Origin of the sequence: Rhizobium sp. RHZ01, assembly GCF_014851595.1 — a bacterium.
GTDB classification, from domain to species: domain Bacteria; phylum Pseudomonadota; class Alphaproteobacteria; order Rhizobiales; family Rhizobiaceae; genus Rhizobium; species Rhizobium altiplani.
In genome coordinates, this window is record NZ_JACUZZ010000010.1 from 24,909 (window position 1) to 49,639 (window position 24,731).

At 60.5% G+C, this 24,731-nt stretch carries 22 protein-coding genes; 18 read left to right on the top strand and 4 right to left on the bottom strand.

Going from position 1 to position 24,731, the window contains the following annotated elements; translation table 11 throughout:
• The first annotated feature begins 205 nt into the window (after positions 1-205).
• From IB248_RS12585 to IB248_RS12625, 9 genes are all read left to right on the top strand, one after another.
• Complete coding sequence (locus IB248_RS12585; protein WP_018858010.1) at positions 206-667, top strand: cupin domain-containing protein; 462 nt, start codon at positions 206-208, stop codon at positions 665-667.
• A gap of 70 nt (positions 668-737) precedes the next feature.
• Positions 738-1,583, top strand: a complete 846-nt coding sequence (locus IB248_RS12590) for an arylamine N-acetyltransferase (protein WP_192240950.1) — start codon at positions 738-740, stop codon at positions 1,581-1,583.
• 43 nt (positions 1,584-1,626) lie between these two features.
• Positions 1,627-2,247 carry a YceI family protein gene (locus tag IB248_RS12595; protein ID WP_192240951.1) on the top strand — a complete coding sequence of 207 codons (621 nt, stop codon included), beginning with the start codon at positions 1,627-1,629 and terminating at the stop codon, positions 2,245-2,247.
• A 248-nt stretch (positions 2,248-2,495) separates the two neighbouring features.
• Entirely contained in the window at positions 2,496-3,473 is a 978-nt protein-coding gene (locus IB248_RS12600; protein ID WP_062369183.1) for a MoxR family ATPase, read from the top strand.
• Entirely contained in the window at positions 3,470-4,426 is a 957-nt protein-coding gene (locus tag IB248_RS12605; protein WP_192240952.1) for a DUF58 domain-containing protein, read from the top strand. Before IB248_RS12600 ends, IB248_RS12605 begins: the two co-directional genes overlap by 4 nt.
• The gene (locus tag IB248_RS12610) at positions 4,426-4,938 is read left to right on the top strand and encodes a DUF4381 domain-containing protein (RefSeq protein ID WP_192240953.1); all 513 of its coding nucleotides are present in this window, start codon (positions 4,426-4,428) and stop codon (positions 4,936-4,938) included. The genes IB248_RS12605 and IB248_RS12610 overlap by 1 nt, the downstream gene beginning before the upstream one ends.
• The gene (locus tag IB248_RS12615; RefSeq protein WP_192240954.1) at positions 4,925-5,914 is read left to right on the top strand and encodes a VWA domain-containing protein; all 990 of its coding nucleotides are present in this window, start codon (positions 4,925-4,927) and stop codon (positions 5,912-5,914) included. The genes IB248_RS12610 and IB248_RS12615 overlap by 14 nt, the downstream gene beginning before the upstream one ends.
• On the top strand, positions 5,911-7,464 hold the full coding sequence (locus tag IB248_RS12620; protein WP_192240955.1) for a VWA domain-containing protein: 1,554 nt from the start codon (positions 5,911-5,913) through the stop codon (positions 7,462-7,464). Before IB248_RS12615 ends, IB248_RS12620 begins: the two co-directional genes overlap by 4 nt.
• Positions 7,461-8,738: a BatD family protein gene (locus IB248_RS12625; protein WP_192240956.1), complete on the top strand. Its 1,278-nt coding sequence runs from the start codon at positions 7,461-7,463 to the stop codon at positions 8,736-8,738. Before IB248_RS12620 ends, IB248_RS12625 begins: the two co-directional genes overlap by 4 nt.
• 111 nt (positions 8,739-8,849) lie before the next feature.
• On the opposite strand, the gene IB248_RS12630 is transcribed toward IB248_RS12625, so the two are convergent.
• The 3 genes from IB248_RS12630 to IB248_RS12640 all read right to left on the bottom strand — a co-directional run bounded on the left by IB248_RS12630 (position 8,850) and on the right by IB248_RS12640 (position 12,963).
• A complete protein-coding gene (locus IB248_RS12630) occupies positions 8,850-10,634 on the bottom strand; it encodes an ABC transporter ATP-binding protein (protein ID WP_192240957.1) in 1,785 nt (594 codons plus the stop codon).
• A gap of 61 nt (positions 10,635-10,695) precedes the next feature.
• Positions 10,696-11,799 (bottom strand): glycosyltransferase family 2 protein, encoded by a 1,104-nt coding sequence (locus tag IB248_RS12635; protein WP_192240958.1) that lies wholly within the window; start codon positions 11,797-11,799, stop codon positions 10,696-10,698.
• Between the two features lie 3 nt (positions 11,800-11,802).
• Complete coding sequence (locus tag IB248_RS12640; RefSeq protein WP_192240959.1) at positions 11,803-12,963, bottom strand: acyltransferase; 1,161 nt, start codon at positions 12,961-12,963, stop codon at positions 11,803-11,805.
• Positions 12,964-13,519: 556 nt separating this feature from the next.
• On the opposite strand from IB248_RS12640, the gene IB248_RS12645 reads away from it, so the two are divergent.
• The 3 genes from IB248_RS12645 to IB248_RS12655 are packed head-to-tail and all read left to right on the top strand — an operon-like array spanning position 13,520 to position 16,220.
• Positions 13,520-14,371, top strand: a complete 852-nt coding sequence (locus IB248_RS12645; protein WP_192240960.1) for a D-amino-acid transaminase — start codon at positions 13,520-13,522, stop codon at positions 14,369-14,371.
• A 14-nt stretch (positions 14,372-14,385) separates the two neighbouring features.
• Complete coding sequence (locus IB248_RS12650) at positions 14,386-15,423, top strand: P1 family peptidase (RefSeq protein WP_192240961.1); 1,038 nt, start codon at positions 14,386-14,388, stop codon at positions 15,421-15,423.
• On the top strand, positions 15,420-16,220 hold the full coding sequence (locus tag IB248_RS12655) for a M55 family metallopeptidase (RefSeq protein ID WP_192240962.1): 801 nt from the start codon (positions 15,420-15,422) through the stop codon (positions 16,218-16,220). Before IB248_RS12650 ends, IB248_RS12655 begins: the two co-directional genes overlap by 4 nt.
• A 24-nt stretch (positions 16,221-16,244) precedes the next feature.
• Here IB248_RS12655 and IB248_RS12660 read toward each other — a convergent pair whose 3' ends face one another.
• The gene (locus IB248_RS12660) at positions 16,245-17,186 is read right to left on the bottom strand and encodes a LysR family transcriptional regulator (protein ID WP_169683273.1); all 942 of its coding nucleotides are present in this window, start codon (positions 17,184-17,186) and stop codon (positions 16,245-16,247) included.
• 218 nt (positions 17,187-17,404) lie between these two features.
• On the opposite strand from IB248_RS12660, the gene IB248_RS12665 reads away from it, so the two are divergent.
• From IB248_RS12665 to IB248_RS12690, 6 genes are all read left to right on the top strand, one after another.
• Positions 17,405-19,033, top strand: a complete 1,629-nt coding sequence (locus IB248_RS12665) for an amidohydrolase (RefSeq protein WP_192240963.1) — start codon at positions 17,405-17,407, stop codon at positions 19,031-19,033.
• A 64-nt stretch (positions 19,034-19,097) separates the two neighbouring features.
• On the top strand, positions 19,098-20,690 hold the full coding sequence (locus IB248_RS12670; RefSeq protein WP_192240964.1) for an ABC transporter substrate-binding protein: 1,593 nt from the start codon (positions 19,098-19,100) through the stop codon (positions 20,688-20,690).
• Between the two features lie 97 nt (positions 20,691-20,787).
• Positions 20,788-21,723: an ABC transporter permease gene (locus IB248_RS12675; protein WP_018858030.1), complete on the top strand. Its 936-nt coding sequence runs from the start codon at positions 20,788-20,790 to the stop codon at positions 21,721-21,723.
• A gap of 4 nt (positions 21,724-21,727) precedes the next feature.
• Positions 21,728-22,549, top strand: coding sequence for an ABC transporter permease (locus tag IB248_RS12680; RefSeq protein ID WP_192240965.1), 822 nt, complete (start codon positions 21,728-21,730; stop codon positions 22,547-22,549).
• Entirely contained in the window at positions 22,546-23,454 is a 909-nt protein-coding gene (locus tag IB248_RS12685; RefSeq protein WP_018858032.1) for an ABC transporter ATP-binding protein, read from the top strand. The genes IB248_RS12680 and IB248_RS12685 overlap by 4 nt, the downstream gene beginning before the upstream one ends.
• Positions 23,451-24,416, top strand: coding sequence for an ATP-binding cassette domain-containing protein (locus tag IB248_RS12690; protein WP_192240966.1), 966 nt, complete (start codon positions 23,451-23,453; stop codon positions 24,414-24,416). Before IB248_RS12685 ends, IB248_RS12690 begins: the two co-directional genes overlap by 4 nt.
• Positions 24,417-24,731 lie beyond the last annotated feature (315 nt).

Here is a 24,731-nt window from a genome sequence, read left to right on the forward strand (position 1 = left end):
TTAGGAACGCGCGGTTTTCCGGCGCGCTATAGAAACGCCGCACGGATTGGACCGTCTGGATAACCATCTGCCCCGTCGTTTGCGGATCTATGCCACCGAAGCTGCAAACGCCGAGATCATGCCGCCATATCGAACCGGCACGGCATCCGAACCCGTCCGTGCACGAAATCGTCGCAACCGAAACGGCTGAAGCCTGGAGTGAATGATGGAGAAGTTTACGCATGCGGCGGTATCGCCGCCGAACCATGGAACGCCCGCAATGGCGTTCGGCAAGCATGTCATACGCATGATGGCGGCCAACACCGGCGGTTCGTTCGGTATGTTTGAGGCCACCGTGCCGCCCGGGGAAGGTCCGCCGCTTCATATGCACGAGCGCGAGGATGAGTTCTTCCGTGTCCTGTCTGGCCGCTTCGGTTTCTGGTGTGCCGGTGACTATGTCGAACTAACGGAAGGCGGCTGCATCGCGCTGCCACGCGGCGTTCCGCACCGCTTCCGGAATGTCGGCGAAAGCGAAGGCCATATCATGGTCGTTGTGACGCCCGGCGGGTTCGAGAATTTCTTTCCGATCATCGAGCTTTGCAAGCCCGAAACGCCCGAGCAAATCGCCTCTGTCGCGATGGATTTCGGCCTGACCTTCCTGCCCGTCGAAGGCCGCAAGGTCGCCTGATCCGGCGACAAGCCACCCTGAAATACAGCATCGAGAATTCAATAACGGTCCATCGAAAGGAGACCGAAGGATGACACGCGCGCCTTCAAACGAAAACGAAATGACGCTGACAGCCGATCAGCTGGATGCCTATCTTGCCAAGATCGGGGTCTCCCGGCCTATTTCTCTCGACCTTCAGGGCCTATCGAGACTGCATCGCGCCCACCTCATGAAATTCACATGGGAAGCGCTGGATGCCTTTATGGAGTGGCCGTCCTCGATAACACCAAGATCGGCTTTCGCCAAAATGGTGGAAGGAAGGCGCGGCGGTTGGTGCTACGAGATGAATGGCCTCTTCGGTGCGGCTCTCGATGCACTCGGCTTTCGAGTGACCCGCCTTTGCGGCGGCGTCGACCGTGAAAAGCTGGGCGACATCGCGATCGGCAATCACCTGACGCTGCGCGTCGATCTCGAGCGTTCCTATCTCGCCGAGGTGGGCGTGGCCGACGCCATCATCGAACCCGTTCCACTTGCTGTCGGACCAATCAGCCAGCGCGGCTTCGACTTTTCGATCATGCCGACGGATGACGGCTGGTTGCGCTTCAACAATCATGTGCATGGCATCGCGCGCAGTTTCGATTTCCGCGCCGACCACAGCGATGAGGCCGCCATGGCCGCCACGCATGCCTGGTTGACGCGGGACCCGGGATCGCCGTTCACAAATGCGCTCGCCGTTCTGCGTCATACCACGGACGGTTATGTCGCCCTGCAGAACGATCGCTTGCGCAGCGTCACGCCGAACAGCGTTCGCGAGCTGCGCATCACAAGTGCGGACCATCTCGCGGACACGTTCGAAGCCTTTTTCGACCTCGACGTTCCCCACCTCGGACGGGTCTGGGAGAAGATCCGGGCGATTGGTCACAACAAGGCGGCCTGAACAGACCGCCCATTTCAGCACTATGGACTTCAAGGAAATATCCATGCTTCGCATAACGGCATTCTGTATCGGTCTCGCCCTGAACACGGCATTCTCCGTTGCCGCGGACTCCGGTGAGCCGGCTCCCGCGGGAGCCTACAAGACCGACCCCTCGCATTCGAGCGTCAATTGGTCGTTCAGCCATTTTGGCCTGTCCCACTACACCGCGCGCTTCACAAAGGTCGACGCGCGGCTTGAATGGAATCCGGAAAAGCCGGAGACATCCGCGCTTTCGGTCAAGATCGACCCGCTTTCAGTTCGCACCGATTATCCCTGGCCGGAACGGGTCGACTTCGACGCGAAGATCGGCGGTGACGAAATGTTCCTCGCTGGTAAGCCGATCATTTTCGTCTCAAGGGCGATCCGCGTGACGGGCGACAAGTCTGGGACCGTCGAAGGGCTTTTGACCTTTCGCGGCCAAACGCACCCGGCAACCCTCGACGTCATCTTCAATGGTTCGATGGCGAAGCACCCGATGATGGGAATTCCGAAGGTCGGGTTCTCGGCGACCGGCAGCATTCGGCGCAGCGAATGGGGACTGGACTTCTCCATTCCGGAGCTGAGCGACGAAGTAACATTGGTCATCGAGACTCAAATGGTTCCCGCCGATTACGAGTTCCAGTGATCGGCCCATTGCCGGCGGAACGGGTTCGGCCGAATTCGGATCATTTAACCCGCCGCTCTGCAACGCATGGATATTGTCATGCCCGAACCAACGGCAAATTCCGCTTGCAGAAGGGCGGGATGTTACGCGCAGTTTCAGTGGATTTACCGTTGCGTACTTCAGTCGCGAGGAATTGAAGGCAAAACTCGATACAGACGGTGATGGGCTGAAGTCAGCTCCCTTGCCGCCGGATATCGGAGGAAGTCTGAATGACGGCGCGTGACGACATTTTCGAGCTTGGCAAACGGGTCAGCCAATCCATCATTGGTCAAAATACAATGGTCGAGCGGCTGATCATCGGTCTCCTTGCAAACGGGCACCTGCTTGTCGAAGGTCTTCCGGGGCTTGCCAAGACGCGAGCGATCAAGAGCCTGGCGAAGAACCTCGATTCAGAGTTGTCACGCGTGCAGTTCACGCCCGATCTGCTTCCCGCCGACATCACGGGTTCGGAGGTGTATTTTTCCGAAGGTGGAAAGGGCGAGTTCAAATTTCAGCAGGGGCCGATCTTCGCAAACCTTATCCTCGCCGACGAGATAAACCGCGCGCCAGCCAAGGTCCAATCCGCGCTTTTGGAAGCGATGGAGGAGCGGCAGGTAACCGTCGGTGGCACAAGCTATCCGCTGCCCGACCTCTTCATGGTGATGGCGACGCAGAACCCGATCGAGCAGGAAGGCACCTATCCCTTGCCGGAAGCTCAGCTTGACCGCTTCCTGATGCATGTCGAAGTCGGCTACCCCGACGAGACGTCCGAGGCGGCAATCATGCGCCTCAATCGCGACGAGGAGAATGCAGGGCAGAACAAAGACAAGCACGCCGATGCCCCGAGACTCAACCCCCAGGCGATATTCGACGCGCGGAAGGAAATCGGTGCCACTGCGGTTTCAGAGCCGGTGGAGAAATATATCGTCGCTCTGGTGATAGCTACGAGGTACCCGGATCGCTACGACAAGGATCTCGCCAAGCTATTGCATGTCGGGGCGAGCCCGCGCGGCGTCATCAGCCTCGATAAGGTTTCGCGATCGCATGCCTGGCTCAAGGGGCGCGACTATGTGACGCCCGACGACGTCAAGGCGGTCGTCAACGACGTCCTGCGCCATCGCCTTATTCTGTCCTATGAGGCGCATGCCTCTAATACGAGCGCGGATGAGGTGATCAACCGCATCACTGAATTGGTGGCAGTCTCATGAAGGCCCCGACACCGAGCATCGGGAACGGCATACATGTCACGACCCAGGAACTTGTTGCCCTGGAGGGACGCGCGCGCGACCTGGCTTTCATACAGCGTGCGCGTAGCCATCAGCAGCTTGCGGGGCGCATGCAGTCCTCGGTGCGTGGCCGGGGTTTGATTTTCGAAGAGCTGCGAGAGTACCTCCCCGGTGACGACGTCCGCGCGATCGATTGGCGCGTCACCGCCCGAACGAGGAAGCCCGTCGTCAGGGTCTACGGCGAGGAAAAGGAGCGTCCTGCAATTGTTGTCGTGGACCAGCGCATCAACATGTTCTTTGGCAGCCGCTTCGCGATGAAATCGGTAGCAGCCGCGCAAGCGGCGATGCTCGCGGCCTGGCGCATACTGGGGTCCGGTGACCGCGTCGGCGGCTTCGTGTTCAACGATGAAGACATCAGCGAGATCAAGCCGCACCGCAGCCGGAATGCCGTGATTGCGCTGGCGGACAGGATCGCCGAAAAGAACGGGATGTTGAAGTCCACCTATGCGGGCGCACCATCACCCGAGGCATTGGACAACGTTCTCCGGCAGGTCGCGGGCGTCGCCCATCACGACTTTCTCTTGGTTGTGGTCAGCGACTACGATGGCCATGGGGACACAACGCGGCAGCTCCTTCTCGAGCTTTCCAGCCGCAACGATGTCATCTGCCTGCTGATCTACGATCCGTTCATGCTGGAATTGCCGACAACCGGGGATATCGTGGTGAGCGGCGGTGCGCTGCAGGCCGAACTCTCGTTCAGGCAAGCCGGCGTGCGCCAGTCCATCGATACCTTTGCCCGTGATCGCGGTCGCGAACTGCGGGAATGGCAACGGCAACTCGGCCTTCCGATGCTTCCGATTTCCACCGCAGAAGAGGTCGCTCCACAGCTCAGAAGCCTGCTTGAGCAATCCGCCTGGCGTCAGCGGAGGCGCTGATGGACTCCGAACCCAAACTCGACCCCATCACCGAAATGGCGCTTCGTTCGCTGAAGGACATCGCGGTCCCCGCGCCGGTTTCCTGGATGCCTCAAACCTGGGGCTGGCTGATTGTCGTGCTGCTCCTGCTCTCTGCGATCTTGCTGTGGTGCGCGCTCGCCTATCGTCGGTGGCGGAAAAACGCCTACCGCCGAGAAGCCTTGAAGCACCTTGAGGCAATAGAGGTCGCGGTTCGTGACGCCGATAAACGCGCGCGGGCACTCCGCGACCTTGGTGAATTGCTCAAGCGTACAGCTCTGGCGGCTTGGCCGCGGAAGGATGTTGCCGCGACCTCCGGGCTGGCTTGGGCAGCGTTTCTTGTCGAGCATCGCAATATGAAGAATGGGGAAGCATTTCAGCGGTTCTTTGACGATCTTGAATACCAGGCGGCTACGCTGGTTTCCACAGAGGTTGCAGACGGACTTGTTCGCGACGCTCGACGCTGGATCGAGGGACACCATGTACCAGCTTGATTTCCCCTGGCTGCTCCTGATCTTGCCGGCTCCCCTGATCGTGTGGTGGTTGTTGCCCCCGCATCGTGAAACGTCCGCTTCGATCCGCCTTCCGTTTTTCAACCAGGTCGCACGCGCCGCCGGCGTAGAGCCCACCGAGGGCTCCGTCGTGCCGAAGAGGTCCTGGATGCAGGTCGCGGTCGATCTGATCGCCTGGTGCCTCATCGTTCTCGCTCTGGCCCGGCCGCAATATGTCGAACCACCGGTCGTGAAGAACGAACCGCAGCGAGACATCCTGCTCGCGCTCGATCTCTCGCAATCGATGGATACGCGCGATTTCGCCGCGCCCGACGGTACGTCAAAGGCGCGCGTTGAAGCAGTCCGAACCGTTGTTTCCGATTTCGTATCCAGACGACCCGGGGATCGCCTCGGGCTGATTGCCTTCGGAGACGCGCCGTATCCCCTTGCTCCCTTCACGATGGACCACGCCCTTGTCAAAAACCTCGTGGAAAGTCTTTTGCCCGGCATTGCCGGTCCGCGCACGGCAATGGGGGATTCGCTCGGGCTCGCCATCCGTATGTTTGAAAAGACAACGGTGCCGCAAAAGGTCCTGATATTGCTGACCGACGGGAACGATACAGCCAGCAAGATGCCGCCTCTCAAAGCTGCCGGTATCGCCAAAAGCAAGCAGATTGTCATCCACACGGTCGGCATTGGCGACCCTGCGGCGACGGGAGAGGACAAACTCGACACCGCGTCGCTCGAGAAGATCGCCACTGATACTGGAGGCCGCTACTTCTTTGGGGGTGATCAAAGCCAGCTTCAGGAGATTTACGACGAGCTTGATCGCATCACGCCTGAGGACCAAAAGCAGCTGTCCTGGCGTCCCCGAACCGAGCTGTTCTTCTGGCCGCTGGGCGGAGCAATCGTCACGATGCTCGCCTGGTATGGTCTAACCGGATTGTATAGCCTCGTTCGCAATAGGTTGCCGGCATGATCTCCGACTTTCATTTCCTGCGCCCCCTGTGGCTGCTCGCTCTTCTGGCGCCACCGGCAATCGTCTGGATGGCATCCCGTTCAGGCGATATTCGCAATCGCTGGAAGGGCATGATCGCGCCGCACCTCCTCGACAGCCTCGTGATCGAGCCCGACGGGCGACGTCGGTATATGCCAACCTGGATGTTGGCCGGCGTGATTTCGATAGCGGTGCTAGGCGCTGCCGGACCGACCTGGAAACGCGAAGCCCCTCCCTTCGTCGCCGACACGGCTTCCCTGGTCATTGCCATTGATCTTTCGCCGACGATGGACGCCATCGACGTCTCCCCCAGCAGGCTTGAACGGGTCAAGCTGAAGATCCACGACATTCTGGCTGGCCGGAATGGCGCACGCACTGCTGTCGTGGCCTACGCCGGTACGGCGCACCTGGTGGTCCCTCTGACCGATGACACCGATCTCATCGAAACCTATACCGATGCCCTCGCCACAAACATTATGCCAAAGCCCGGTAGGAATACCCCTGCGGCCCTGAAACTCGCGGATGGGCTGCTTCAGCGGGATGGAGCTCCCGGAACGATCCTCCTTGTTACCGATGGCGTCGAGGCGGGAGCGACAGTCGCGTCCGACGGGCTGCATAGCGCAATTGTCGTTCTCGGTGTCGGCACCCCTGAGGGTGGCGTCGTCAAGCGCTCCGACGGTAGCTTCGTCAATGACGCAGGTGGCGCTCGGATCAATGCCAAGCTGGATGTGGAAGCTCTGAAGAAGTTCGCGAATGACGCTGGAGCGGATGTCGCGACGATGACGGACGATGACACCGACATCAGGTGGGTCGGACAGCGCGTAAGGACGAATTTCGCTCAACAAACGACATCCCAGGGAGATCGCTGGCACGACGTCGGATGGTGGTTCATCGCACCGGCTGCTGCGCTATCAGCGCTTTCGTTTCGGCGAGGCTGGTTGGTCAAGTTTGCAGTGATCGGGCTCTGCTTTCATCTGCTCCAGCCGTCGTCCGCGGGAGCAGCCGGGTTCATGGACCTTTGGTTGACGCCGGATCAGCAGGGCCGTCTCGCCTATGAGCGAGGAGACTATGCATCGGCCTCTGCGCACTTCCGCGATCCCATGTGGAAGGGGACGGCGCTCTATCGTGCCGGTCACTATCAGGATGCCATCGATGCGTTTGCGTCGATCGACAGCGCGGACAGCTGGTACAATCAGGGAAACGCGTTCTTTCATCTGGGCGATCTGGAGGAGGCGGGTTCGGCCTACCAAAAGGCCTTGGAAAAACGGAAGGACTGGTCCGACGCACAGGAGAACCTGGCAATCGTGCAGCGACTGCTGAAAATACAGAAAGACAAGGAGCAGGAGCAGCAGCAGGATCCGAACGAAAAGCCCGACAGCGTTCAATTCGATAAGAAAGCCGACAAGGGCAAGGCAGGCGAGGTCCAGGTCGTCGAACAGACGTCGGAGATGTGGATGAAGAACATTCAGGTGAGCCCCGCCGATCTCATGGCGCGAAAATTTGCCATCGAGGCGGGTGAGACCAAGCCATGATGAAGTTTCTGCCGGGTGTCTTCCTTTTGCTTTTACCGGCCATGGCCTGGGGAGCGGAACCCTTCGCGCGCGCCACGGTAGAAGACAACGGCACCATTGTGCCCGGGCAGCAGGTGCGAGTTGATGTCGATGTGTTCGCGCCTGATTTCTTTACCTCGCCTCCGCAGTTTCCTCTTTTTGATGTTCCAGACGCTCTTGTCACTCTTCCAGAAGAGCGGACGCAGAACATCAGTGAAACCATCGACGGCGTTCAATATTCCGGAATCCGGAAATCCTATGCCGTCGTGCCGCAGGCGCCCGGAAAGTTTGTTCTGCCGGAGATCGACATCGGGTTGGGCTATTCGGTCGATGGAAAGCCGACAAAGGCAACGGTGAAAATGCCTTCGGTTTCGTTCAACGCCGGAGAGGCATCCGGGGCCGCTGGGCAAAAGATTGTCTTCGCAGCAAGCGATCTCACTATCGAACAGGCTTTCGACCCGAGCGCCCCGTCGCTCAAGGTCGGCGATGCTCTCGTCAGAACAATCACGGTGACGGTGGAAAACACGCAAGCCATGATGATACCCCCGGTTGGGGTCGGGACCATTTCGGGGCTGCATCAATACGAGAAGCAACCGAAGATCGAAGACGGCATCCCCGCCGGGCGCGAGACGGCAAGCCGCCGAACCGAAACCTATGTGTATACCGCGGACAGGGAAGGGTCGTTTACAATCCCTGCGGTTTCCTATGATTGGTTCGATGTCGCGCGCCATGAGCAGACATCCGCTTCGCTGCCGTCGGTAACGGTTGCCGTCTCTCCCGCCGTCGCCATTACCCCGATCAAGCCTGTACTTGATGACGTACGACGCCAGGCGCCCCACGTCATCAGACAGAAAGTCGCCCTTGCAATCTTGGGGCTGTTGGCGGCGATGGGAGTGTTGTGGGCTGTCTTACGCTTTTGGCCGGGGATCAACAGTCTGCTGCAGAACGCGCGCCTGAAACACCAGGCATCGCACGGCTACCGCTTGAAGCGGCTCCGCCAACTCATCCGCTCGGGGAGCGAACAAGAGATCTATAATGGTCTCCAAACCTGGAGCCGAAGTCTGGGGAATGGCACGCTGGAGGAATGGGTTCGTTTCGGCCCCGCCGACCTACAGCGCCAGGTCGACATTCTTTCTCAAAAGCTGTTCCGATCCGGGCGTGCTGAAATCGACAGGGAGCGACTGGCCGCAGTCGTTGACTACCGCCGACCAGCGCGCCTCAACGCGTCCCGGGTGCTTCCGCCGCTCAATCCTTGATCGGAAGCCATAGATGGTTCGCCTTTGGTGGAGACCGTCCACTGGCGACGATATCGGGGAATGCGAGCTCCTGGTGACCTGCTGGCTGCGGTGGTGGGAATGCGCGAACACCTAAGAGGAAGCCGTTTCAAGCTCGTAGAGCTGGTCCATGCTCAATGTCGCGATCTTGGCAAAAGAGGTCTGGTTCTTGACGCGGCCATCTTGAAGTATGACGACTTCGTCGCAGAACGAGATGGTGCTGCGATGATGGCTGATGACGATTGTCGTGCGCCGACCGGCTCTTGATTTCAAGGTTTCGACAATCGCTGCCTCCGACAGTCCGTCCATGGCATTCGTGGCCTCGTCCAGAATGAGGATTTCCGGATCGCGCACCAGGGCCCTTGCCAGAGCGATGCGCTGTCGCTGTCCCGCCGAAACGGTGGCTCCCCGGTAGCCGACGACGGTCTCATATCCATCTGGCAGCTTTTCGATGAATTCGTGCGCTTCAGCAAGTCTGGCTGCGTTCTTGACCTCTTCAAGCGAAGCGCTGTGGCCATAGGTGATATTTTCGAGAATGGTGCCGTCAATCAGCTCGAGATCCTGGCTGGCGAGCGCAATTTGTCCCCGCCACTGCATCGGATCGATTTGATTGAGCGGGGTGCCGTCGACCAGAATGTTTCCTCCGTCAGGCTCGACAAATCGACATAGGAGATTGACGATCGTCGTCTTTCCGGCGCCGGACCGTCCAATTATGGCGGTTGAACGACCTTTGGGAAGATTGAAGGTCGCAGCGCGCAGCACGACGGGTCGCGAGCCGGAGCCCGGATACTTGAACGTCACGCCATCGAATTTGATGTGCTGACGGATGGCCTGAACCGGAGCATCGCCTGCCGGTGGGTTCGGCTTGTCGGACGGATCCAGTAACCATCTGACCTCTTCCAGGGACCCGCTCCAGCCTTGCACGGCGCTCCATGCCATTTGCAGCGCGCGGACATGCGGCTGCAGCCGATAAAGCAAGACAACGAAGGCCACGATAACAGGAAAGCTTATACCCCAAAGCCAGGCGCTGACGACGACAGTCAAAAAGAGAGCCGAATGCAGCACCTCTGTCAGTGGCGGCAATACCGCCTGGCGGGATTGGAGATCGAAGCCAGCCTCTCTGACCGCATCCGACGAGGTATCGAAGACTGCTTTCTCCCGCTGTTCCTGTCCGAAGGCGCGAATAAGCCGTCCGGCGTGAACGAGGTGAAGCATCTTGGCGGCAAGTTCACCGTTGAACGACGTGACTTTGCGGCTCGGGGCTCTGAGGCTGGCTGAGAGAAGCGCGTGCAGGGCCTGGATCACCACCAGCCCAAGTGCAACGCCAAGCGTCATCTGCCATGAAAGAAGCAGGAGAAAGGCGAGGAGAATGACCACAGCCGATGCGTTTACGACCGCTGAAAGTGTAGTCTGGATTGCGTCCGAAGCACGCCATGACTCGTTTGATATGATGTTGAGCAGTCGCCCCGGACTTTGCTGGAGGAAGAATGAGTATCCAACCGTCAGAAGCTGGCGGGCAAGAGAGCTTCGCATGGCATGGCCGGCCCTGCCGTAGATCAAATTGGTGAGCACGGCGTTGGCGAAGGCGAGCACATTCTTCAGGGTGATCAATCCGAGGATTGCGGCGGCAATCACAATCAGCCTTGCCCGGTCATCCAACCCGGCACCGACTTGCTGAAAGACCGCTGAGAGCCCCGCCATTCCCGACGGTTCCTCCCCGCCGGCGATAATGCTGAGCATTGGGATGATGAGACCGATGCCCGTACCTTCGAGAACGGCGGTGCTTAGTCCCAAAATGACGACGACCACCAGCAGACCGACCTGCCGGCCGAGTGCCTGACGCAATAGACGAAAGCTCAACTTGGCGAACTCTAGCATGGCTGCGACCCCAGCGAGTGATGAACGCGTGCGCGCGGGAATTCGCGATACTTTCCGGCCATCATGCTAGCCCTTGAAGCGGCTGTACGGACTTGGCGGGCACCGATTGATAGTACCGCGTCATGAGATCCATGCGCCGGGTTGCACCGTCCGAGAAACGGCACAGCCACGGTGCATAAGCGGCGGAAAGAAGGCCGTATCGCTCTCGACGCCGGATGAGCCGCCACTTTCCCGTCTGCGTGAGAAAGGCGTGTGTCAGCTCCGGGCGCTGCTCATCGATAATGAGCTGATAGAGGAAATAGAAGAAGCACAAGGTTCCATGCGCATAGCTCGAGGACGCGCGGCCCTCCTGCTCGGCGATTTTTCTTTCGATCGTAAGTATGCAATCCGCAGCGCGGCGCACGGTGTCATGGGTGACGGCAGCACCAATATCGTGAAGGGCGCCGGGATCGTCGCAGAGAGACTGTCGTTCAAGGTTCTCGGCCACGATCTTCAAGTGGGTTCGCCGCATTTGCCGCTTGTGCCTGCTTGAGACGCTGTCGCTATGAATGCGATAGGCGACCAGGCTCTCATCGATCATCGCTGCTGGAAATTGCCGTGCAATGCGTCCGAAGAGATCGAAATCCTCGGCATGGACATAGCCTGCATCGTACACCAGCATGTCTTCGGGAATGACATTGCGGTTGTACATCACTGTCGAATGCAAGAAGATGGTAAAAAACATCGACAAGATGTGCCAATCGCCAGTCTGATAGATTGGATTTGGCCTGCCGCGGACCACCCGGTTGCCGAGAAGCTGATCGATGCCGGTGCCGCTGATGGCGAGCTGAGGCTGTCGGGCAAAGAGCGCGACCTGACGCGAGAAGCGCGACGGGTAGGAAATATCGTCCGCATCCATTCTGGCGATGAGATCGCCTTTCGCCAAGGCGATTCCCTCATTCAGCGTCGCAATCAGCCCACGATTTTCGCGCGAGACGATCCGGATGCGATTGTCGGCGTTTTGATATCGTTGGAGGACCTCCAGCGAGCCATCGGTCGATCCGTCGTCAAGAGCGATGACCTCGAAGCGGGTGTAGTCCTGGCGCAGAATGCTTTCGAGTGCGGCGGCAACATGGGGTTCACCGTTATAGACCGGCAGCACGACGGAGATCAGTGGATCAGACATCCTTCAGCTCCCGCGTTCATTAGGGTTGGCGTAGCTCGGGCGATAGGCCGAAGCCTCATACCCCCGCTCGCCGGCAATGCTCGGCCGGGACGACGGCGGCGTGCTCGGCCTCGCCGAGCTGACGTAGGGGAAATAGCGCTTGAGCTGGTTGAGCGGCCTCTCGAATGCCAGCCAGGAAATCGAAGCCAGCATCAATGTCGCTGCGGTCGCAACCACAAAACGACCGGGCCCCTGCTCTGAGACATTGACCGGGATCCAGGACTGAGCCTTGACGACCAGCGACAGCACAACTGGATGAAATAGGTAAACCCCGTAACTCATACGTCCGATCGCGGTACTCGTCGGTCGTTCCAGCATCCGGCCGAATACACCCTGCATGCCCGATGAGCAGCATCCGACCAGCATGACGAGGGGTATGAGGGGGAACACCTCCCCGCCGATCCATGTCACCCATTCCAGGGGCGGTGTCATGGACACCGACTTCAACCACAGGAACGTGATCGAGGCTATGGTTAAGGGCACGACACTTATCCCAATCCATCGGGGCCAAGCCTCGGTTTTCCTGCGGTAGACGGCAAGGAGAGCGCCGGCCACCAGCGCATCGACGGACGCCGGAGGAAGGAGGTCTCGCGCCAGAGATGGTGTGCCCGTAAATGGCCAATAGAGGCGATAGGCCAGCGAGAATGCTATGACGGCGACGCAAACAGGCGCAATTAGCCGGCGCGGAGCCAGCAGGATCACCAGAGGCCAGGCGATATAGAACTGTTCCTCGATGCTCAAGCTCCAGGCGTGACACAACACCCAGGGCGTCCATTCGTTTCGAAGCGCATACCAGAAGTTCGACAGATACAGCGCGTGCCACTTGAGGCTGCCCCGGGCGCCCTCAAGGTTGACAAACCATATGAAGCCCAACATCGCGAAGTAAGGAGGAAATATGCGCAGTGCGCGGCGAATGTAGAATGCCTTCAGCGCCGCACTTGGCTGGTAGTCGGCAAAGGAACGTGCGTCTAGCAGGAGCCGGGTTATCAGAAAGCCGCTGAGGACGAAGAACAGACGTACGCCGAGATGGCCCAGGACTGATCCATTGACCGCAAAGAAGTGGTGATAGAGGACCATTGTGACTGCGAGAGTCCTAAGTCCGTCCAGTTGCCGGTCGCGAGACATGGATCTCCTTGGCCGATCGGGAATCGCTCCTTGTGAGAGCCTTCCTCGATGGCATTCTTGCAGCTCGCATTGCTGCTGATTGTGCCGTCCCGGACGAGACGAACTGAAGTATCGACGCAGGCGCGAAAATTCTGGCGGAATCGGGCCAAACTGTGACCCTGGCGTGTGATCAGACTTTGGTCCGATGCCTCCGCGACAAGGTTTGCCTCGATTTCGGGGCTTCGCGTGTCGGCACTGATCCTCCAATTCTGCAGCCCAGATCGGGTTCCAAAGCCGCTCGCGGGCACCCGGAACATGACGGCTTGTCGATTGCCAGCTGACATCAGACGAGCCGCTGGCCCAGATGCACGAAAGCTATTCGGTACTCGCTACGAGCGCGTGAATTGCGCTCTCATTGCGGGGAGGGGAGAAGTCGTCAGGCACTCGTCGCGGCGCGATATTGCAAACCAAAGGCGAGGCTATTTCTGCATGACCCTTTGCCGAAATTGAATTGGTCAGCCGGAGCAAGTTCGCGTCAATGTGCCGGCCTGGGCCAAACAGTCGAAATGAGGGTTGCATGAGCAGGATCGTCTTTGTTCACGGGTCTTTCGTTCCCGAGGCGGAGGCGCGAATCAGTCTTTTCGATCGCGGCTTCCTGTTCGGCGACGCGGTCTACGAGGTCACGGCCGTGATCGATGGCCGGATGATTGACAACGATCTGCATCTGGCTCGGTTCGCCCGTTCTCTGAAGGAGATGGACATTCCCCTGGCCTTGTCTCTGGATCGCATCGTCTCGATCCAGTTGGAGCTGATCGAACGCAATGACCTGCAGCACGGCACCGTCTATCTTCAGGTTTCGCGCGGCGAGGCCGATCGCGACTTTCTGTACAGCGACAAGATGGAGCCGAAGCTGATCGGCTTCACCCAGGCGAAGCGGCTTACGGGAACCGCGGCGCAGCGCGACGGAATCTCCGTCGACCTGGCTCCGGATCAGCGCTGGCAGAGGCGGGACATCAAGACGGCAATGCTGCTCGCACAGGTCATGGCCAAACAGGCGGCACGCGCGCGAGGCTTCGACGATGTCTGGCTGGTCGAGGACGGACTGGTGACGGAAGGCGCGTCTTCGACCGCGCATATCATCACTGCGGATCGACGAATCCTCACCCGGCCGGCTTCCCGTGCCACGCTGCCGGGCTGTACGCAGCGCGCCGTTGCACGTTTATGTGCCGAACAGGGATTGCTCTTCGAAGAGCGTGCCTTTACGCCCGAGGAAGCGCAGGGCGCCGCCGAGGCGTTCCAGACCTCAGCCTCGAGTCTGGTCATGCCGGTCGTGCGCATTGCCGACAAGTCGATCGGCGACGGCAAGCCTGGCCCGATGACGCGTCACCTCCAGACGCTCTATCTGAAGGCGGCTGGCGTTCTGGCATAGACAAGAGAATAGAGATGAAAACAGCGCGGGAACTAGGACTGATATTTGAGGGAGTAATGGCTCCCGGGCCAGAAAACGCCATTACCGATGTGCCTGGCGTGGCGGTTGGACACCGCTCGCTGCGCGCCGAAGGCATCCATACGGGCGTCACCGCCATTGTTCCTCATCCAGGCGACATCTTTCGCAGGAAGCCGCGTGCGGCGGTCGAGGTGATAAACGGCTTCGGCAAGTCGGCGGGACTGATGCAGGTCGCTGAACTCGGCACGATCGAGACACCGATTCTCCTGACCAATACGTTTGGTGTGGCCGCCTGCACCGAAGCGCTGATTCGCCGTGCGATCGCGGCAAATCCGGCCATCGGGCGCAAGACCTCGACGGTCAATGGCCTCGTCTTCGAATGCAATGACGGTAGCATCAGCGACATCCAGGCCATGGCGGTAACGCCCGCCGACGCCTGTGCGGCGCTTGACGACGCACGGACGGGTGAGGTGGAGCAGGGTGCGGTCGGAGCCGGATCCGGCATGACTGCGTTCGGCTTCAAGGCTGGCATTGGTACCGCGTCGCGGCGACTGCGGATTGCGAAGCGTGATTTCACCTTGGGAACACTGGTTCTTGCCAATTTCGGCGCTGCCGGCGATCTCATTCTGCCCGATGGTCGCCGTCCGGATCCTCGCCGTCCAGCCAGCCCGGAGCGGGGCTCCGTCATCGTCGTTATGGCGACGGATTTGCCGCTCGCCGATCGCCAGCTGCAGCGCGTCGCCAAACGCGGCGGTGCGGGGCTGGCGCGACTCGGTGCCTTCTGGGGCAATGGCAGCGGCGATATCTGCCTGTGCTTCACCACCGCCGATCCGGTCGATCAGGAACCGGCGTCACCCATTACGGTCCAGGACCGGCTTTCCGACGCGTTCATCGACATTGCCTTCCGCGCTGCCGCTGAAACCACACAGGAGGCGGTACTGAACGCGCTCTGCATGGCGCCTGCAACGCCCGGCCGCAACGGCCGCCTTTATCCCGCCCTTGCCGACTGGCTACAGGAGAACCCGCTGCAATGAAAGTTTTCATCTCTGCCGATATCGAAGGTACCGCTGGTATCGTTCATTGGGACGAGGCCGAGCGCACGCATGCCGACTGGAACGAGTTCCGCGCACTGATGACTGCCGAGGTCGTTGCTGCCTGCGACGGGGCCCGCGCTGCGGGAGCGACCGAGGTCGTGATCAAGGATGCCCATGACAGCGGGCGCAACCTGATCCTCGAGCGGTTGCCGGACTATGTCCGGATCGTGCGTGGCTGGTCGGGGCATCCCGATGCGATGATGTTCGGTCTCGATGCCGGTTTTGCGGCGGCGATCTACACCGGCTACCATTCCAAGGCAGGCAGCGAGGCCAATCCGCTCGCTCACACGTCCAACCTGCGCATATCGCGCCTTCTCCTGAACGGTGAGGTGGCTTCCGAATTCACCGTGAACGCCCTCTGCGCGGCGGGATATGGGGTGCCTTCCGTCTTCCTGTCTGGCGACGCGGCCATGTGCGCGGAAGCGCGCGCGATGGTGCCCGGTATGTCCACGGTGGAGACACTTGAGGGAAAGGGCCGTGCCTCCACGTCGATCTCGCCCGCTTGGTCGCGCCGGCTTATCCGCGAGGGCGTGGCGTCCGCGCTGTCGGCGGATTTCAGCCAGGCGCTCCCCGACCGGGCCGAGCGCTACGAAGTGGTGATCGAGTTCAACAATCCGACCGACGCCTATCGTGCTGGCTGGTACCCGGGCGCACGATCCCATGGTCCGCGCGCCGTTGCTTTCGCCAATGCGGATTTTGCCGAAATCCTGCGTGCACTCGTTTTCATGAAGGTCTGAGCCTGTCGTTTCGTAAGCCGGTCGTCAGGCCGGCTCGCGCTCCAGCAATTGCCCGGACATGCGCCAGAGTTCGTCGACCTTGCGATTGCGGCTCGCCGCGTGGCGGTAGAGGCGGATTTCGAGATCGAGGTTCCACCCCTCGTCCTTCGAGGCGGGGACGAGGCGCCCTGACTCCATCTCGTCACGTGCGAGGCTTTCAGGCAGCCAGCAGACGCCCGCTCCCGCAAGCGCCATGTTCATCAAACCGGCACTGATCGTATTCTCATGTGTCGTCCGGCGACGAAATGGCGGGCGGCGAAGCAGAAGACGCGAGAGAGCTACGCCGAAGAAGGAATTGAAGCCGTAGCTGAGATAGGGGATTGCTAGCCGCTGCTGCTCGACGGCCCGATCCAGCAAATTTCTTCCGGCTTGCGAGTGACCGGAAACGATGACGTTCGGCGCCACCAGGGGGATCAGCCGGTCGTGGGCGACAGTCAGCCACGCGAATTTGCCGCGGTCGAGATGGAATGGCACCTCCGGATGGGCGTAGGTCAGGAAAAAATCGGCCTCGTCGCCAACGAGCGCATCCAGGTTCGCCTCGATGCCACCTCGGTCCGGTATCAGCGAGGTGTTGAACGCTCCCCCTGCTTTCTCCAACGCCCTTAACCATTGCGGAAAGAATGTAACCGTCAGCGTGTGCAGTGCCGCGAAGCGAATGAGGCCGGGTTCATGTGACGGACGCAGGGCCTCTCGCGCCGCATAGCATGAGCGGATCGTTTCCTGTGCGACGGGCAGGAAATTCCGGCCGGCCGGCGTCAGCTCGGCAGGCATCGCCGCACGGCTGATCAAGGTCGCGCCCAGCCATCCCTCGAGCTGCTTGATTCGGCGGCTGAAGGCCGGTTGTGTCACGTTGCGCAGTTCAGCCGCTCTCGAGAAACTGGAGGTGTCCGCAAGGGTTACGAAGTCCTCCAGCCATTTGATTTCCATTCCATTCTCCTCCCCAATGCTCCTCGCCCAATTCAGCATAAGTCATTCATCTTGAATAGATATGCCAAATTCGCATGGGGTTGTGCCAAAACCGAATTGGCCAAGCCTGCCACAAGCTTTCACCTTGTCACACGACAGAAATTCATGGACGGCGCGAGCGCTTCGCATCGCCTGTCCTTAATGCCGGGTTCGTCCGGGTCGTGGCAACGGAGCAGTTAATGGCAGTCAGAATTGAAGCCGATCTCATCCTTCACAACGGCCGCATATGGTGTGGTCGCGAGGAAGGATCCTGCGAGGCGGTGGCCGTCTGGCAGGGAAAGGTTCTCGCAACCGGCAGCAGTGCAGAGATGCTGAACCTAAAGGGATCGCGCACCGAGGTCATCGATCTGGACGGCCGTTTTGCCAGCCCCGGGCTGATCGACAACCATCTGCACCTGATTTCGACCGGTATCGTCATGGGCTGGGTGGACGCGACGCCTGCCGCGGCCCCCACCCACGCCGCGCTGATGCGCCAGATCGCCGAACGCGCGGCGGTGACGCCGAAGGGCGAGTGGGTTCGCGCACGTGGCTATGATCAGGTCAAGCTCGATACGGGCCGGCATCCGACACGCGCGGACCTTGATCTCGCTGCGCCCGATCATCCGGTACTGGTGACGCGGGCGTGTGGCCATGTGGCGATCGCCAATTCGAAAGCTTTGACGCTGGCAGGCGTGACCGAGGCGACACCGGTGCCGGATGGCGGCGTCATCGGCCTGACGGACGGCAAACTGAACGGCCTTCTGGCGGAGAACGCCATGAACCTCGTCAAGGCCGTGATCCCGTCGGCCACGACCGCCGAACTGATCGATGGGATCGAGCGCGCCGGGCAATATCTCTTGTCCCTCGGCATTACGAGCTGCATGGACGCCGCCGTCGGACAGCTTTCCGGCTTTGCGGAAATTCAGGCCTATGAAATGGCCAAGATCGCGGGTCGCTTGCCAGTGCGCGTCTGGCTGACCCTTCTTGGTGATCCCGGAGTGTCGATCGTCGAGGACTGCTGGCGCGCGGGCCTCGTCTCCGGCGCCGGCGACGACATGCTGCGCGTTGGCGCGGTGAAAATATTCCTTGATGGATCGGCCGGCGGACGCACGGCGTGGATGACGAAGCCTTACAAGGACGAGCCGGAAAACCTCGGCGTGCAGATGCTGCCCGACGCGGTCGTCGAGGAGATTGTGCAGTCCTGCCATGACCGGGGCTACCAAATGGCTTGCCATGCAATCGGCGACGGCGCTATCGAGCAGTTGATCACGGCTTATGAGAAGGCGCTCGCTGCCAATCCTGATCCGGATCGCCGCCACCGTGTGGAGCATTGCGGCTATCCGTCTGCGGAGCAAAACGCGCGCATGAAGGCGGCGGGCATTCTGCCGGCGCCGCAGATGGCCTTCATTCACGATTTCGGCGACAGCTATATCTCCGTCCTCGGCGAGGAGCGCGGCGTTAAGTCCTACCCGATCGGCACGTGGGCGCGCATGGGGCTCAAACCCTCCACCGGCTCCGACTCACCGGTCTGCTCGCCTAATCCTTTCCCCGACCTCTACGCGATGATCACCCGCCAGACCGGCAAGGGCACCGTCATGGATGCCTCCGAGAAGCTTAGTCGCGAGGAGGCGCTCCAGGCCTACACGGAATACGGTGCCCATTCGCAGAGGGCTGAAAACGTGAAGGGGCGGCTGGTCGCTGGTCAGTGGGCTGACATCGCGGTCTTCGACAATGATCTTCTCACCGCATCGCCCGAGGCGATCCTGTCGGATACGCGCTGCCTGCTGACGCTGTTGGCGGGCAACGTTGTGCACGACGCGCGAGGCTGAGCCACCGAAAAGAATGACTGACACGATGCCGAAAAGGGAACCCGGCACAAAGAGGGAGAACGAAATGCTGAAGAGACTTTCAATCGCTGCGATGCTCAGCCTGGGCGTCGCGACCATGGCGTTTGCGGATGGCGAGCGGCATGGCGGTACACTTGTATTCACCGCGCCTTATGGCTCCAGTTTCGCAACGCTGGATGTTCAGTCGAGCCCCAACACGCAGGAAGAATTCATCACCCAGGCCATTCACCGGGCGCTGTACAGCTGGGACTCGATCAACAACAAGCCGGTTCTGGAATTGGCGACCTCGGCGGATGTTTCCGAGGACGGGACGACCTACACCTATCATCTGCGTGACAACGCCGTCTTTCACAATGGCAAGCCGCTGACGGCCGATGACATCATCTACAGCTACAAGCGCATCGGCAACCCGAAGAACGCGTTCCCCGGTGCCAGCTTCATCGCCATCATCAAGGGCGCGGACGACTATATCGCCGGCAAGGCGCAAGACATCAGCGGCCTGAAGAAGATCGATGATCACACGCTTCAGGTCACCTATACCGGGCCAATCAATCCCGGCTTTTCGTTGATGCAGAACACGACGGTGATCTATCCCTCGAACGTCGCTGACGAGTCGACTTTCGGCAAAAACCCGATCGGTCTCGGCGCCTTCGCCTTCAAGGAATACACGCCTGGCTCTCAGGTCGTCGTGGAGAAGTTCGACAAGTACTACGAGAAGGGCAAGCCCTATCTCGACCGCGTGAAGATCGTGCTGATGGGTGAGGATTCCGCCCGCGACGTGGCCTTCCGCAACAAGGAAATCGACGTGTCGATCCTTGGGCCCACCCAGTATCAAGCTTACCAGGGTGAGGATGCCCTGAAGGACCATCTGCTGGAGGTCGCCGAGGTCTACACCCGCAACATCGGCTTCAATCCGGCCTTCGAGCCGTTCAAGGACAAGCGGGTTCGCCAGGCCATCAACTACGCAATCAACACGCCGCTGATCGTCGAGCGCCTGGTCAAGAACAAGGCCTACCCGGCTTCCGGCTGGCTGCCGCTCTCCTCACCGGCGTTTGACAAGGAAAAGCCTGCCTATGCTTACGACCCGGAAAAAGCCAAGGCGCTTCTCGCTGAAGCCGGTTACGCCAAAGGCTTCTCCTTCGAAGTGACCGCCAGCCCGAACGAAAGTTGGGGCGTGCCGATCGTCGAAGCCGTCCTGCCGATGCTGCAGAAGGTCGGCATCACGGTGAAGCCGAAACCGGTCGAAAGCTCGGCACTCGGCGATGCGGTGACGTCGAACAATTTCCAGGCCTTCATCTGGTCGAACCTCTCCGGCCCGGATCCGCTGCAGGCGCTTCGCTGCTACTACTCCAAGACGCCGCAGTCGGCCTGCAACTACGAGAGCTTCTCGAACGCCGATTTCGACAAACTCTACGAGGCAGCGCAGCAGGAACGAGACCCGGCCAAGCAGAACGAACTGCTGCGCCAGGCGAACAACCTGATCCAGGACGAAGCGCCGGTCTGGTTCTTCAACTACAACAAGGCAGTGATGGCATACCAGCCGTGGATCCACGGGCTTGTTCCGAATGCGACGGAACTGGCCATCCAGCCTTACGATGAAATCTGGATCGACGACACGGCGCCGGACTCGCGCAGTTAATCCGGGAGTTCATGCCGGTGGCCGCGGGATTTCCCGCGGCCACTCGAATTCGCATTGCCGCGCGCCTCCCTAAAGGGCGACCAAAACGGGTTTGTTCATGCTTCGCTTCACTCTGCGCCGCGTCCTGCAGATCGTGCCGACGGTGATCGTCGTGGCGTTGTTGATCTTCGTCATCTTCAGCGTTGTACCGGGCAGTTTTGCCACCAGCCTGCTTGCCGACGGCAAGCGCACCGCTGACCCACAGCTGATTGCCCACCTCAACCAGGAATTCGGCCTCGACAAGCCGCTGACGGAGCGGTTCGTGAAATACGTCACCGACCTTGCGCGGCTCGACCTCGGGACCAGCTTTCGAAGTCGCCAGCCGGTGCTCGATCTGATCGGCGACCGCATGTGGGCTTCGCTGGAACTAGCGCTCGCCGCCATGGCGTTCGCGGTCGTGGTCGGCGTGCCGCTCGGCTTTCTCGCCGCTCTCCGTCCCGGATCGATTCTCGACACGACGACGATGATCGGCGCGGTCTCGGGTCTTTCCATGCCCCAGTTCTGGCTCGGGCTCCTGATGATGTACGTCTTTGCGCTTCATCTGAACTGGCTGCCGAGCTTCGGCTATGGCGACGGATCGTTCCGTAACCTGATCCTGCCGGCCGTCACGCTCGGCGTTACGCCGCTGGCGCTTCTGGCACGCACCACGCGGGCGGGGGTTCTCGACGTGCTGAACGCGGATTTCATTCGCACCGCGCATTCGAAGGGCATGAGCGAAGCCAAGGTCGTGCGCTGGCACGTGATGCGCAACGCTCTCGTGCTGATCGTGACAACGGTCGGTCTGCAATTCGGTTCGCTGATCGGGCAGGCCGTGGTGATCGAGAAACTTTTCGCCTGGCCTGGCATCGGCTCGCTCCTGGTGGACAGCGTGGCGATCCGCGACATTCCCGCGGTGCAGGGGACGATCCTGGTCATCGTCCTCTGGTTCCTCGTCATCAACACCCTTGTCGACCTGATCTACGCGGCGATCGACCCGCGCATCAAGCAGGGGTGAGGCTATGCGCTTTGGTTTCAATTTCATCCTCGGCGCGCTTCTCACGGTGCTCGTCATCCTCGCCGGCATCCTTGCTCCCTGGATCGCGCCGTTCGATCCGGTGTTGAATGCCGATCTGATGAATGCCGAATTGCCGCCCGATGCCACATTCTGGTTTGGTACGGACGCTCAGGGCCGCGACGTCCTTACCCGCATCCTCTTTGGTGCGCAGATCTCGCTGACCGTCGGGATCGTCTCGCAGGTCATCAACTCCATCATCGGCTGCACGCTCGGCATGACTGCCGGCTACTGGGGCGGCTGGTGGGACGATCTCGTAAACGGTCTCACAAACGTCATGCTTGCCATCCCCTCCTTGATCTTCGCGCTGGCGGTCATGGCCGTACTTGGCCCTGGCCTGCCATCACTTCTGATTGCCCTGGGGCTCACGAACTGGAGCTGGACGTGCCGCATTGCGCGCTCCTCCACCCTGTCGCTGAAGTCTCAGGGATATGTGCAGGCGGCACAAACGCTCGGCTACGGCGATCTGCGCATCATGTTCACGCAGATCCTGCCCAACATGATGGGTCCGATCCTTGTCATGGCAACGCTGGGCATGGGCTCGGCGGTGCTTTCCGAGGCGGCTCTCTCCTTCCTCGGACTTGGCGTCCAGCCCCCCTTTCCGAGCTGGGGCTCGATGCTGACGGATGCGCGCCAGTTGATCCGGACCGCGCCCTGGGTCGCGGTGTTTCCGGGGCTCGCCATCTTCCTCTCGGTGCTTGGCTTCAACCTTCTGGGCGATGGGCTGCGCGACAGGCTCGATCCGCATATGAGGACGCGCACGCCATGACCGCTCCGCTTCTCGACATCAAGGAACTCAAGCTCGATGTTTCGGCCGGGCGCTCTCTTCTTCCAATCCTCAAGGGCGTCTCGTTCCAGATCATGCCGGGTGAGGCCTATGGGCTCGTGGGCGAGTCCGGTTCTGGTAAATCGGTGACGTCGCTTGCCGTGATGGGTCTCCTGAAAAGGCCCTTGCGCGTTTCGGGCGGTGAGGTCGTCTTCAAGGGCCAGAACCTGCTCGCCCTGCCGAAGCGGGAGATGAGACGGCTGCGGGGAAACCGCGTCGCCATGATCTTCCAGGAGCCGATGACGGCGCTCAATCCGCTCTCCACGGTCGGGCGCCAGATCGCCGAGATGTTCGTCCTGCACCAGGGCAAGGACTGGGGCGAAGCGATGAAACTTGCCGTGGACGCGCTCGCAAGCGTGCGCGTGCCCAATCCGGACCGACGCGCCACGAACTATCCGCACCAGATGTCGGGCGGCTTGCGCCAGCGCGTGATGATCGCCATGGCGCTCGCCTGCAATCCCGACCTCTTGATCGCGGATGAGCCGACAACGGCGTTGGACGTGACCGTTCAGGCCGAAGTGTTACGGTTGATCAAGGAACTCTGCGCCGCGCGCGGCACCGCGGTCCTGTTCATCAGCCACGATCTCGGCGTGATCGCCAGTGTTTGCCAGCGGGTGGGAGTGATGTATGCCGGTTGCCTGGTGGAGGAGAACGACACCGCTCTGCTGTTTTCCGATCCGAGGCACGAATACACGCGCGGGCTTCTCGGAGCGCTGCCGCGGCTGGGGAGCCGCAGCCTGCATGGACGCCAGCGCCTGGTAGACATCGACAGCATCATCGCCGATCGCTCGAAGTTGACCGAGACGCGGTTCATTGCGCCACGCCGCGACGAAGGAGGAAAGCCGTGACCGGGTCTTTGCTGCAAGTGGACGACCTGCATGTGCGCTTTCCGGTGTCTGGTGGCGGGCTTTTGGGAACCGGACGGCGGACGCTTTACGCCGTAAACGGCATCAGCTTCGAATTGGGAAAGGGTGAGTGTCTGTCGATCGTTGGCGAATCAGGCTGCGGCAAGTCCACGACGGCGCTGTCGATCCTCGGTCTGCAGGCGCCGACCTCAGGAACGATCCGCTACCGGGGTCAACCGCTGACCGGACCTGGTGCGCCGGGGCGCATGCAGCGCGCCAAGGCGGTGCAGATGGTATTTCAGGATCCTTACGCCTCGCTGAATCCCCGCCAATCGATAAGGGCTTCGCTCGCCGCACCCCTTCGCCTTCATGGCATCAAATCGGCATCGGAGATTTCCGACAGGATCGAGGCGATGCTGATCGACGTCGGGTTGAAGCCGGAACAGGCCAGTCGTTACCCGCACGAGTTCTCGGGAGGGCAGCGCCAGCGCATCGGCATTGCCCGCGCACTCATCCTCGAGCCCGAGATCGTTGTATTGGACGAACCGGTATCGGCCCTCGACGTCTCGATCCGAGCGCAGATCATCAATCTTCTTCTGGATCTGCAGGAAAAGCTCGGTCTTTCCTATTTGATGATCAGCCATGACCTAAGCGTCGTGGAGCACATGAGCGATCGTGTGCTGGTGATGTTCTTCGGCCAGGTCGTCGAGGAAGGTGGGTGGCGACAGATCTTCGAGGCGCCGGCCCATCCCTATACGCGCCGCCTTATAGGGGCCATTCCCGATCCCGAAATCGCCATGAGCGGGCAGCCGAAGGCGAAGCGCTTCCATGATGCCCAGCTCCCGGCCGGACGCGGTTTCGGATCGGACGGGAGCCCGGCACCGGATGTCTTTGCCGCGCCGACCCCGTCGGAACTGGTCGAAATCGCCGACAATCACAGGGTGAGGCTGTCCGTCGCGGCTTGATTGAATTTCATGGTTTGATTTCCGGGAAAAGCGGCCCCGAATTGACGACTGTATAATTGCGTTGGGGCTCGTTCTCGAACGGGGCATCATGCCCCTGTCGACGCATTGAGCAAGTCTGCCGATATGCCGTTCGCAATGTTCGCGGGCAGTACCTGCGAAGGGAATTCGCAGAGCGGGCCGAAGCTTCTGGACAACGAGAGTGGGCGAAGCTGCAAGAGCTTTCTCCGGATCAAAGCTGACTATCGATGTATACTACCTTTTCAGTAGGCGGCAGCGCTATTCTGCGAAGTTCAACGCGATGCAACTTATTGTAAC

Bases quoted from the DNA above. Each gene is read 5' to 3' on its own strand.
- IB248_RS12620 (WP_192240955.1), top strand. From the start codon at position 5,911: ATGATCTCCGACTTTCATTTCCTGCGCCCCCTGTGGCTGCTCGCTCTT.
- IB248_RS12650 (WP_192240961.1), top strand. From the start codon at position 14,386: ATGAAAACAGCGCGGGAACTAGGACTGATATTTGAGGGAGTAATGGCT.
- IB248_RS12665 (WP_192240963.1), top strand. From the start codon at position 17,405: ATGGCAGTCAGAATTGAAGCCGATCTCATCCTTCACAACGGCCGCATA.
- IB248_RS12640 (WP_192240959.1), bottom strand. From the start codon at position 12,963: ATGTCTCGCGACCGGCAACTGGACGGACTTAGGACTCTCGCAGTCACA.
- IB248_RS12595 (WP_192240951.1), top strand. From the start codon at position 1,627: ATGCTTCGCATAACGGCATTCTGTATCGGTCTCGCCCTGAACACGGCA.
- IB248_RS12660 (WP_169683273.1), bottom strand. From the start codon at position 17,186: ATGGAAATCAAATGGCTGGAGGACTTCGTAACCCTTGCGGACACCTCC.
- IB248_RS12670 (WP_192240964.1), top strand. From the start codon at position 19,098: ATGCTGAAGAGACTTTCAATCGCTGCGATGCTCAGCCTGGGCGTCGCG.
- IB248_RS12610 (WP_192240953.1), top strand. From the start codon at position 4,426: ATGGACTCCGAACCCAAACTCGACCCCATCACCGAAATGGCGCTTCGT.
- IB248_RS12590 (WP_192240950.1), top strand. From the start codon at position 738: ATGACACGCGCGCCTTCAAACGAAAACGAAATGACGCTGACAGCCGAT.
- IB248_RS12635 (WP_192240958.1), bottom strand. From the start codon at position 11,799: ATGTCTGATCCACTGATCTCCGTCGTGCTGCCGGTCTATAACGGTGAA.
- IB248_RS12625 (WP_192240956.1), top strand. From the start codon at position 7,461: ATGATGAAGTTTCTGCCGGGTGTCTTCCTTTTGCTTTTACCGGCCATG.
- IB248_RS12615 (WP_192240954.1), top strand. From the start codon at position 4,925: ATGTACCAGCTTGATTTCCCCTGGCTGCTCCTGATCTTGCCGGCTCCC.
- IB248_RS12585 (WP_018858010.1), top strand. From the start codon at position 206: ATGGAGAAGTTTACGCATGCGGCGGTATCGCCGCCGAACCATGGAACG.
- IB248_RS12655 (WP_192240962.1), top strand. From the start codon at position 15,420: ATGAAAGTTTTCATCTCTGCCGATATCGAAGGTACCGCTGGTATCGTT.
- IB248_RS12685 (WP_018858032.1), top strand. From the start codon at position 22,546: ATGACCGCTCCGCTTCTCGACATCAAGGAACTCAAGCTCGATGTTTCG.
- IB248_RS12600 (WP_062369183.1), top strand. From the start codon at position 2,496: ATGACGGCGCGTGACGACATTTTCGAGCTTGGCAAACGGGTCAGCCAA.
- IB248_RS12675 (WP_018858030.1), top strand. From the start codon at position 20,788: ATGCTTCGCTTCACTCTGCGCCGCGTCCTGCAGATCGTGCCGACGGTG.
- IB248_RS12630 (WP_192240957.1), bottom strand. From the start codon at position 10,634: ATGCTAGAGTTCGCCAAGTTGAGCTTTCGTCTATTGCGTCAGGCACTC.
- IB248_RS12680 (WP_192240965.1), top strand. From the start codon at position 21,728: ATGCGCTTTGGTTTCAATTTCATCCTCGGCGCGCTTCTCACGGTGCTC.
- IB248_RS12605 (WP_192240952.1), top strand. From the start codon at position 3,470: ATGAAGGCCCCGACACCGAGCATCGGGAACGGCATACATGTCACGACC.
- IB248_RS12645 (WP_192240960.1), top strand. From the start codon at position 13,520: ATGAGCAGGATCGTCTTTGTTCACGGGTCTTTCGTTCCCGAGGCGGAG.